Source organism: Duganella vulcania, assembly GCF_009857655.1.
Classification (GTDB): domain Bacteria; phylum Pseudomonadota; class Gammaproteobacteria; order Burkholderiales; family Burkholderiaceae_D; genus Rugamonas; species Rugamonas vulcania.
Genome location: NZ_WWCX01000046.1, coordinates 43,829 through 54,203, shown reverse-complemented (window position 1 = coordinate 54,203; position 10,375 = coordinate 43,829). Strand labels below are relative to the sequence as shown.

Below are 10,375 nucleotides of genomic sequence, written 5' to 3'. Positions count from 1 at the left end.
TGCGCGCGGCCGGCCACGCCTACCTGGCCAGCCTGGCGCTGCCGGGCGTCGCCACACTGCCGGCCGGGATCGGGCTGGGACTGGAGCCGCTGCTGCGCGCCTTTTGCGCGGTCGACGTGCTGGCCGAGCGCAGCAAGCGCTACTGGAGTTATCGCTGGCGCCTGCTGGCGTCGGCGGCCGTGCTGGCGGCGGCCTCGTCGTCGCTGCGGCTGCTCAGTCCCGCGCACGGCGACCTGATCGAATCGCTGGCGTTCGCGGCCGGCGCCTGCGGGGCCGTGGCCATCTACCTGTGGGTGGCGCTGTCGCGCCAGCGCAATGCCTACCTGGACTACCGTGCGCTGGCCGAGGGCCTGCGCTTCCAGATGTACTGGCTGTGCGCCGGCGAACCGGCGCTGGTGACCGACCACTACGTGCACAAGTACAGCGGCGAGATCGGCTGGGTGCGCCACGCGCTGGACGCCTGCCTGGTGGCGCATCCGGTGTCGGGCCTGCCGGCGCTGCGCGTGGTGCGGGGCTGGATCGCCGATCAGCTGGCCTACCTGAACGGCAACGGCAACCGCCGCCGGCGCCGCCACCACACCCGCGCGGTGGCGATCGGCAACGATCTGCTGTTGTCCGGCCTGCTGTGCGCGGCGGCCGCGCTGACGCTGGTGCTGACGAGCGGGCGCAGCTACGCGTCGTTGCTGGCTTTACTGTTGTCGGGGATGAAGCTGGCGACCGGCGTGGGCGCGGCCTGGCTGTCGCTCAACAACAAGATGGGGCATGGCGACACGCTGGCCCAGGCCGACCAGCTGCGTGGCCTGTATGGGCGCGCCCGGGTGGCGCTGGAGGAGATCGAGGCGGGCGCCGGTTCCAGCGCGGAAAAGGAGCGCCATGCGCGCGACCTGCTGTTCGCGCTGGGCAAGGCGGTGCTGGAGGAAAACGCCGGCTGGCTGGCGGCCCACCAGCAGCGCCGCCTCAGCTGGCATGGCAAGTGACGGCGGGCGAGGGCAGGTTTATGCGGCCACTGCGGCGGGCAGCGCGGCGGCTTTCCCCTGCTTAGCGCCGCGCAGCAGGATCCACAGCGCGAAGGCGACCTCACCCAGCTGGCAGGGGAAGGCGATGCCGGCCATCATGTCGTTCCATTCCGGGCGCAGCAGGCCGGCGTAGCTGAGCGCCAGATAGGCGAAGCCGTTGATGGCCAGCCAGACCGCCAGGAAGCGCGGCAGGAAGCCGCTGCGGTACACCAGCGCCGCCAGCGGGAACAGCCACAGGCCCCAGAAGATTTCCGAGGCATAGGTCATCATGCCGTGCACCCGCAGGAACATGGTCGCCAGGCCGTCGCGCTGGACCTTGCTGAAGCCGGCCAGGAAGTCGGGGCCCTGCACCAGGATCAGGGTGGCCATGTCGTTGAGCGTGTTGAAGAAATACAGCGGCGTGTCCATGAAGCCCAGCATCAGCATCAGCAGGGCGGTGTTCCTGTTCACGTCCCGGAACAGGCGGTACAGCGTGAAGGTCAGCACCAGGCTGACGGCGCCGGTGACCAGGTCGCCGGCGATGCCCAGGCGGAACAGCTGTTCGTGGCTGGCAATGCCGGCGATGGTCGCGGCGGCGTCGCCGCCCACGAACAGCTTGCTGGGGATGTAGACCAGGCGTAACGGCGCGATCAGGATGACCAGCAGGTAGAAGAGGCCTGCGACCCTGGCGTTTTTGCTGAGTGTGTTCATGCGGCTGCCCTTGGCGAAAGTGGCGCGAAATGTGCGCTTGGTTAAAAGATTTTCAATTTCATGTGTCAACAATATCTGACATATGAAATGAGCGCAAGATAAATTTGATGTGGGCAGCCTAAGGCACGTGATCGTGGTGGGGGCGCGAGTAAAACCTGAAGCAGTTGCATCCGGCTTCCTTGGACAGGTACATGGCGTGGTCGGCGTCGCGCATCAGTTCCTCTGGCGTATCGGCGTCGAAGGGCGCCAGCGCGATGCCGATGCTGGCCGAGATGTGGATCGCCTGCTGCCTGACGTGAAACGGCCTTTGCATCTGGACCAGGATCTTGCGCGCCACGTTCTCCGCGTGGCCGTTTTCGTTCAGGTCCTGCAGGATGATGGTGAACTCGTCGCCGCCGAGGCGGGCGACGGTGTCGGTTTCGCGCACGCACGCGCACATGCGCGCCGAGGCGTACTGCAGCACCAGGTCGCCGGCGTCTTGGCCGAACCGGTCGTTGGCCGCCTTGAATTTGTCGAGGTCGACGAACAGCAGCGCGATCGGCCCGCCGCTGCGGGTGGCGTGCAGGACCTCCTGCTCCAGCCGGTTGTGGAACAGGCAGCGGTTCGGCAGGCCGGTCAGCGGGTCGAAGTTGGCCTGCTTCCAGTTCCTGATTTCCGCCGCCTTGCGGTCGGTGACGTTGCGCGAGGTGCCGGCCACGCCGTCCATGCGGCCGTTTTCATCATAGACCGGGGTGAGGATGTATTCGTACAGGTCGCCGTCGCCGGGGCGGTGCGCGAAGCAGCACTCGCCGCGCACCGGCTGGCCTGTCTGGATGACCTGCTTGACCTGGCGGTCTTTTTCGGCGGCGTTCGGCATGCCGCAGTCCGCGTAGGTTTTCCCGACCAGGCCGCCGAGCTGCATGCCCAGCAATTCAAGAAAGACCTTGTTGGCGTAGGTGAACCTGCCTTCCAGGTCGAAGATGCAGCTCAGATCGGGCGTGGACGACAGGATGGCGTCGAACAGGCGGATCTTCTGTTCCTTCTCGTCGTAGTAGCTGGTGACCGAGTCCTTCAGGGCCTGGTCGATCGCCTCGTTGAACCGCACCAGGTCGACCACGGCCTCCGGCGGCATGGGCTGGTTTTCGGGCAGATCCTCCCACAGCCGGGTGACGCTGGCGCGCAGCGCCCGGTATTCGGACACCGTCGCGTTCAGCGTGAAGCCGGACTCCTCGCGCGCCGCGCCGTGCAGGCTGGCCGCGCTGATCTCCGGCCCCCTCGCCAAGCGCCCCATGGATTTCTCGGTTTGTTCGAATGCCGATTCCGGAGTCAGCAGATCGGTGGCGATGGTTTCCAGCATCAGCCTGGCGTGATCGATCAGGGCCTCGCGATTGAATTGGCGCTTTTCGGGCACCAGGGTGGAGGCAAACTCGGCCCACTTGTCGAGGATGACGTCCATGTTTGCCAGGATGAAGTGTGAAAGTCCCATATTGCTTATCTCTTCTCATCGTCATCACTCGCGGGAAAGCAGAAAAGGCGGCGAGAGTCGTCTACTGACTTGGACTGCCGGCGGCGATAATAGTTCGGGCCGAGCGTCTGGCACGGACGCGCGCCCACTACGCTAGAATCGCATTTTCCTCATGTTCAGGGTTGTGAGCCGATGAAAAAAATTCTGATGGGCGGTGTTCTGCTGGCGTCGCTGTGCGGCGGCGTTTGGGCGCAAGAGTGCAAGAGCCAGGCTGAGTATGCCAAGGCGCGGGAAGTGATCAAGGACCTGGGCCGCATCGTCGCGCCGTCCGGCGTGCAGGAAGCCTACAAGGCCAGGATCGGCGGCATCGACCAATGGATCAACGTGCGCGGGCAAGACAAGGACAATCCCGTGATCCTGTTCGTCCATGGCGGTCCGGCCTCGCCGCTGATCCCGGCTATCTGGCAGTTCCAGCGTCCCCTGGAAGAGTACTTCACCATCGTCAATTACGACCAGCGCGGCGCCGGCAAGACCTTCAACGAAACCGCGCCGGACACCATCAGCGACAGCATCCACATTCCGCGCTACATCGACGATGCGATCGAAGTCGCCGAGTACATCAAGGCCCGCTACCACAAGGACAAGGTGATCCTGATGGGGCACAGCTGGGGCACGGTGATCGGCATGGGCGCGGCGCTGAAGCGGCCGGACCTTTTCTTTGCCTACGTCGGCATTGGCCAGGTGATCAGCACCCAGGAAAATGAGCGGATCAGCTTTGACTACGCGGTCGAGCAATCGAAGGCACACAACAACGAGAAGGCCGTCAAGGAGCTGGCGGCGATCGCGCCTTATCCCGGCGACCAGCCGCTCACCCGCGAACGTATCGTCACGGAGCGTACCTGGGCGCAGTATTACGGTGGCTTGAGCGCCTATCGCGACAGTTCGGAATACTTCTATGACGCAGGCAAGCTGTCGCCGGAGTATAACGACTGCGACGTTGGCGCCATTGACGCCGGCAATGTGTTCTCGCTGGGCCGCTTGCTGCCGGAGTTCCTCCGCGTCGACTATCGCAACGTGCGCAGCTTCCCGATCCCGGTGGTGATGTTCATGGGCCGCAACGACTACACCACGCCGTCGGTGCCGACCGACCAGTGGCTCAAGCGCGTCAAGGCGCCGTACAAGCGCGGTGTGTGGTTCGAGCATTCCGCCCACATGATTCCATGGGAGGAGCCGGGCAAGACCCTGGTCAGCCTGCTGGAGACGGTGCGGCCGCTGGCGGTGGCGCGGTCCAAACGCAAGTAGCCGTCCTGGATTTTCAATCCATCGCTGCGGAGACTACCCTCGACTTGATGGCCTGGATAATCGTGCGGTAGTGTTTTTGTATCGTCCCGTGCCTGCCGAATCTTGCTACCGCAGGATGCAGCGTCCTGAAACAGTCAATACGGCCGTACGTGAAATGCCACAGCTCTTTCGGCACGTGGACACGCACGGTCCTGCGCTTCGGCGCCCCGAACAGTGACTTGACGACAGCGTCGTGGGTTGCGCTGCAGCCGAGAATAATCACATCCGGCTGCAGTAGTTCAAGCTCGTAGCGGAACAGATCGGCGGAAAACTTCGTCAGCGCTGCCGAGTGATTCCGGGCGTTTCTGGATTTACCTTTTCCCCTGAATACGTCCATTTTGGATAAATTGTTCCAGATGACCGAGCCGGGGACGCCGCCAGCCAGTTCACGCTCGAGAAGGAGCCGCGTCTTCAGGAAGTGTGAGCGGCCGGGGACCCCAAGCAGGCTCTTTTCGTAACCGGCAAGCAGGGCGGGCATGCGGTACTCCGGATCATCGAGCACCTTCGGCAGCCGGCAAAGCCAGCCCTTGGTTTCCTGGCCTATGTACATGACCCGGGGGCGAGCGGTGAAATAGGCTCTTGCAGCGCAGAGGTTCAGCAGGAATGGGGCGGAAAGCATGGCCGCCTTTTCTTCCTGAAAATCCGGGGAATGGCGCAGGGCGGAGAGCTGCTCCCGATAAAAGCCGGATAACCGGGCCTGCATCGCGTCTACATCGGTCATGTCCGGCGCCGCCTTCCCTGTGTGATGATAACGGGGCCAGAAAGCAAAAACGCCAACCTGCAAGGGGTTGGCGTTCTGTTTTGACACTGTTCTTGGTGGCCCGGGGCGGAATCGAACCACCGACACAAGGATTTTCAAGACGGCTGCCCGCACTTTAGCCGACAGTCTACAACCTCAGCGCCAGCGCCATCCAGATAAAACCGTACAGGAGGCGGGCTTACAATGCTCAAGCCGCGACTAAGCCAATGAAAAATGCTCGAGGGGAGCGTTAGGTATTGTTTCAGGGCATACGCGCAGAAGTTGCTGATCTGCTTCAGGCGCTCATCAGGCGATCCTAGCCCAAAAAACCTGCTGCGGACCGCCGATTGGCTGGTTCTGAATTTGGCCCCGCCAACTACATTCCTGACCAAACCGTATTCGTGAGAATGCTAATTCCTCCGCTGGACCAGAGTCACAACCAGCTTGGAACCAGCGCTGGCTATTTCTCGCAATGACGATGGGGCAGTAGCAGTAAATTTGATCGACAAGCCTGCTCGTTAGATCAGTATATACTTGCTCCGGTGAATGTTTTTTCGACAATGGAATAAAATCAGAAGTTAGTCATTTTTTCGTGAAGGTTAGAGTGAAGAGAGCTGCCGTCCGTGCAAAAGATGTCGATTGTCTGCGTGGCTCTAGTCGATTTAAATAACAACATCAAGATTATCGTTAAGGGAAACCATGACTGAAGGTTCGCGCAAATTACCCGTGCAACATCTGACTATCCGCGTGCCTTGGCATGACTCCGGTTGGCGGGGCAATATCTGCCGGCAGTGTTGTGCCAATACGAGCTGCACGATCCTGCCGCGCATTGCAACTGGGCGTGATGATGCGTTTGAAACAGATCATGCGGACGAGAGCATAGAAAATTTCACGCAGGAACAACGGCCGCCTTGCGTCGATGAACACGGTACTTTCATGGCACCGTTCCCGCTCTCGATGCAAAAGAAGCATCCCTATGCAGAAAGCGCCACAGTCACCCACGGCCACTTCGCCGAAACACCCTACACGATTCGCCCGTTTTCAGTGGCAGCAATTCCTTTTCGTTGGATGTTGCGCGAGCATGTCGAGGGGAACAAATGGGTTGGGAAAGGCTTCAAAGAAACCCTGCAGTTTGACTACCAGGCGGATCGCGAACCGGACCTGACATTGAATCCGTCCTACAAAAAAGACGCGAAAACCTGGGTGCAAGCAGGTAACAATCAGCGCGCCATTCTGGACACTTTCTTCAGTGCTGCTAAGCCGGATGAATCTTTGGTGTTTTTTTACGCCAAGCGGACACCGCTGGTTGAAGACACCGGGCGAGTTATTGTAGGGGTTGGGCGCATCAAGTCGATAGGTGCGCCAATCGAATATCGCTATGCAGGAGGTGTGCGTCCAAAGGATAAGATCAGCGGATATCTGTGGGAGCGGAATATCGAGCATTCAATCCGTGTCCAAGGCGGGGAGGGTTTTCTACTGCCTTATCAACAATTGCTGCTGACTGCGGAAAAGGACGAGTCAATCGACCTCACCGCGTGTACGGCATTTGCACCCAGCGAATACTTTGGCAGCTACTCCTACGGCACAGAACACCTCGCGCATGACGGTGCGATTGCATCATTGCTGAGCATCGAAAAGGCTATCAAGGCGATGCGACAACATCTGCCAGACGTTCCTTGGGATGACTATCTGGCATGGATCGATTCGGAGTTAAACCGTTTGTGGAAAGTGCGTGGCGCATTCCCGGGCCTGGGGGCAGCGTTGAATGCCTTTGGTTTTGCACACGGGAATCTGCTGGCATGGTATTTGGCAAGCCATGAGGACGAAAAATTTGATCCGTGGCCGGTTTTGAGCGCCGTACTTAAGGCACCCGATACGCTGCCTGCATACCTGCGTGATGGCATCGGCGATACGTTACGGAAGAAATGGGAAAAGCTCCCTGATGAACGACGCGCGCTCCTGATGCTCCTCGCGCGATTCAATCTGACTGATTCGCAGGCTTCGCGTTGGTATCAACAGACTGATCGCGACAAAGCAGGTATCGAATTGGGTGACACAGCGATTCTGAGTAATCCGTATCTGGTGTATGAAGACGATCGCTTGCAGGCCGATCCAATTGCTTTCGAGATCGTAGACCGTGGCCTGTTCCCGCCCGAATCGATCCGTGCGGATTTCCCCCTTGCCGAACTTAGTCGAGTGCGTGAGGCGGTTGATGAGCGTCGAGTGCGTGCTCTTATGATCCTCACGTTGGAGGATGCCGCTAGCGATGAAGGCCACACCTATCTTGTGGCCAATTGGCTTGTGCAGCGTATTCGGGATCGCACACTGCAACCGGATTGTCCATTGGATATGGATACGTTGGCCGTCGTGGACGATCTGGCACCAAAGATTGCGATCATCAAATCGAAGGAGGTCACGGAAGCCTTCCAGCTCGATCGCTACGTCGAGACATCCTCCGTGATTAAGACAAAGATCCTCAAGCGCAAGAACGCTAAATTCAACCCGGGCAACCACGAATGGGCGAACTTGGTTGATAGCGTCATTGAAGAAGCTCAAATGCAAAATCATGAAACGCCTGAGGAGGATCCTAGCGATCGTGATTTGAAAGCGCGCAAGGAAAAATCCGCTGCACTTGAAGTTATTTTCAAATCCAAAGTATCTGTGTTGATGGGGGCTGCGGGAACAGGCAAGAGCACGCTTCTCAAGGCATTGTGTCGCATTGAAAGCGTGAAGGATGGTGGCATCCTGCTGTTGGCTCCGACGGGTAAGGCGCGCGTTCGTGCCGAGCATACGACTGGATTGAAGGGGCGAGGACAGACAGTTGCCCAGTTCCTGAACAAGTGGGAGCGTTACGACGGGAGTACCGGGCGATATTTCGTCAATACGGACGCGGATCGTTCCGCGATCCATCGTACTGTCATCATTGACGAGTGTTCGATGCTGACTGAGGAACAGCTCGCTGCATTATTGGATGCGGTTGAGGGAGTTGATCGACTCGTGCTGGTAGGTGACCCCAAGCAGTTGCCGCCTATTGGCGCGGGCCGCCCTTATGTAGACATTATCCGGTTTCTGAAGCCGGATATGATCGACAGTGTTTGGCCCCGGGTGGCAGACTGTTTTGCGGAACTGGCGGTGACGATGCGTCAGGATGCTGAAGAAGGAAAAACGCGTGACGATGTGCTGCTTGCCGAGGCTTTCAGCGGTCAACCTCTGGATGCCGGCTCTGACGAGATCTGGAACACGGTTATTAGCGGCCAATCGAAGTTCGTAAAGCTTGTTCAATGGAACAAGCCAGACCAGCTTTTGGATCTGCTTTTGCAAGAGCTGAAAACTGAGTTGCCGCTTGATTCAATAGATGACGAAGTGAAGTTCGAAGAATCGTTGGGTGGAGTGTTTTCAGAGTATGAAGGTGGGTCAACGGTCTTTTTCAATACCGAATATAAGGATCGACCAGGGGCATCCAAAAAAGCTGAAGCATGGCAGATCTTATCGCCGATCAAGCAGCTACAAGCAGGTGTTACTGCAATAAATCGCGCCTTGCAGCAGCAATTTAGAAAAAATTTCCTGACGATGGCGTCGCAGACCGGATGGAACAGGAAAATTACAAGCCCCGCTGGACCGGAAGGGATTATCTATGGGGACAAGGTAATCAATGTCGTCAACAGCAGCAAGCGTGAAACTTATCCAGAAAAAGATGACGCCTATGTCGCTAACGGCGATATCGGGATCGTGACCGGGCACCGCAAGACTAAGGCGAGAAACTGGAGTCCGAACGAAATTGAAGTTGAGCTGGCATCGCAGCCCGGGGTCGCTTACAAATACAAGTCTTGGGAGTTCGATTCGCAGGAGAGCTCACCGCCACTGGAGCTGGCTTATGCCCTGACTGTCCATAAGACGCAAGGCAGCGAATTTGGAACGACGTTTGTCGTAATCCCCAACCCCTGCCGCAACTTGTCGCGCGAGATGCTTTACACGGCGCTAACGCGTCAGAAAAACAAGCTCGTAATCCTGCATCAAGGAGATTTTAGGGAGTTGCTTCACTTCAGTCGTGAGACCGCATCGGAAATTAATCGGCGGATGACTAACCTGTTCGACTCTTCTTTGCCTGTTGAAATCAAGGTTCGTAACAAGTCGGTTTTCCTGGATAAAAAGCTGATTTACCTGACTGAGAACGGGGAGCTAGTTCGCTCGAAATCGGAATGGATCATTGCGGACAAGCTGAAGAATGCAGGTATCAAGTACCAATACGAGCAGCCGTTGATGCTCGATGGGGTGGAGCGTTATCCGGACTTCACGATACGTGACGAAGATGCTGGTACCGTCTGGTATTGGGAGCATAACGGCATGCTAGATGATGATGAATATAAGGCTCGTTGGAAGCGAAAAGAGGCTGCGTATCTCAAAGCGAAGATCTGGCCGTTATCGCAGCAGAGTAAAGATGATGAGTCCGTCGGTACTCTGCTTGTGACAGAAGAAGGCAATGGAACTGGCTTGGATCTGAATACAATTAATGCCAACATCAACCTGATTCTTGGATGTGTCTAATGCATAAAGCCATGTCGGGCATTGGTTGATTATCTGCAATGGCTAAAGCAGAATGATTCTGGTCCCTCTGTCGCAGGAACGGTGCAGTCTGATGGGGCAATTTGCATGCAAATTGCCCCATGTAAGAGCGAGAAATTTGAGGAAAATCAAAGCCTTGATAAGGCTGATTTGTACGATGTTTACCTGAAAATGATGTTTGAAAATTGCAGCCATTGATCGGTAATGATCGACTGAGGCGGCCGACCCTCGGTGCAAGCATCACACCGATTTCTTCGATGGATAGACGCCGGAGAAAAAATGGATTCATCAGGGGTGGAAAGTCGGCGTGCGCGATACGCTCGATATCGTAAGGCCGTGGCAATAGATCGCCTTCTAGGAACTAGATCTGCCGAGGCACAGCGATGGGCAACGCGCTGGGCAATTGCTTGGGGGCGTGTGAGCAAGAATCTGGCCCCAACATCTTCATAAGCACGCCGCCACGTAAGCAACGGGAAATTGACGTATCCATATTTGCGCGCTCGTACGCGAATCGGATGTGCCGAAGAGATGCGGTTGTCAGTGATACAGGTACGAAACAGTCATGGCAGTCGCCGATGGCGG

Annotated in this window: 6 protein-coding genes; 3 read left to right on the top strand and 3 right to left on the bottom strand. The window is 57.9% G+C overall.

Going from position 1 to position 10,375, the window contains the following annotated elements:
• The coding region (locus GTP90_RS21830) for a DUF4231 domain-containing protein (RefSeq protein ID WP_161085515.1) at positions 1-977 on the top strand (977 nt) is incomplete at its 5' end.
• A gap of 18 nt (positions 978-995) precedes the next feature.
• Here GTP90_RS21830 and GTP90_RS21825 read toward each other — a convergent pair.
• Both GTP90_RS21825 and GTP90_RS21820 read right to left on the bottom strand, forming a co-directional pair.
• Positions 996-1,706, bottom strand: coding sequence for a DUF4386 domain-containing protein (locus GTP90_RS21825; protein ID WP_161085514.1), 711 nt, complete (start codon positions 1,704-1,706; stop codon positions 996-998).
• Between the two features lie 118 nt (positions 1,707-1,824).
• The gene (locus GTP90_RS21820) at positions 1,825-3,171 is read right to left on the bottom strand and encodes a diguanylate cyclase domain-containing protein (protein ID WP_161085513.1); all 1,347 of its coding nucleotides are present in this window, start codon (positions 3,169-3,171) and stop codon (positions 1,825-1,827) included.
• A gap of 171 nt (positions 3,172-3,342) precedes the next feature.
• On the opposite strand from GTP90_RS21820, the gene GTP90_RS21815 reads away from it, so the two are divergent.
• Positions 3,343-4,452: an alpha/beta fold hydrolase gene (locus GTP90_RS21815; RefSeq protein WP_161085512.1), complete on the top strand. Its 1,110-nt coding sequence runs from the start codon at positions 3,343-3,345 to the stop codon at positions 4,450-4,452.
• 13 nt (positions 4,453-4,465) lie between these two features.
• Here GTP90_RS21815 and GTP90_RS21810 read toward each other — a convergent pair whose 3' ends face one another.
• Positions 4,466-5,212: a hypothetical protein gene (locus GTP90_RS21810; RefSeq protein ID WP_161085511.1), complete on the bottom strand. Its 747-nt coding sequence runs from the start codon at positions 5,210-5,212 to the stop codon at positions 4,466-4,468.
• 717 nt (positions 5,213-5,929) lie between these two features.
• On the opposite strand from GTP90_RS21810, the gene GTP90_RS21805 reads away from it, so the two are divergent.
• Positions 5,930-9,775, top strand: coding sequence for an AAA family ATPase (locus GTP90_RS21805; RefSeq protein ID WP_254451988.1), 3,846 nt, complete (start codon positions 5,930-5,932; stop codon positions 9,773-9,775).
• Positions 9,776-10,375: the final 600 nt, after the last annotated feature.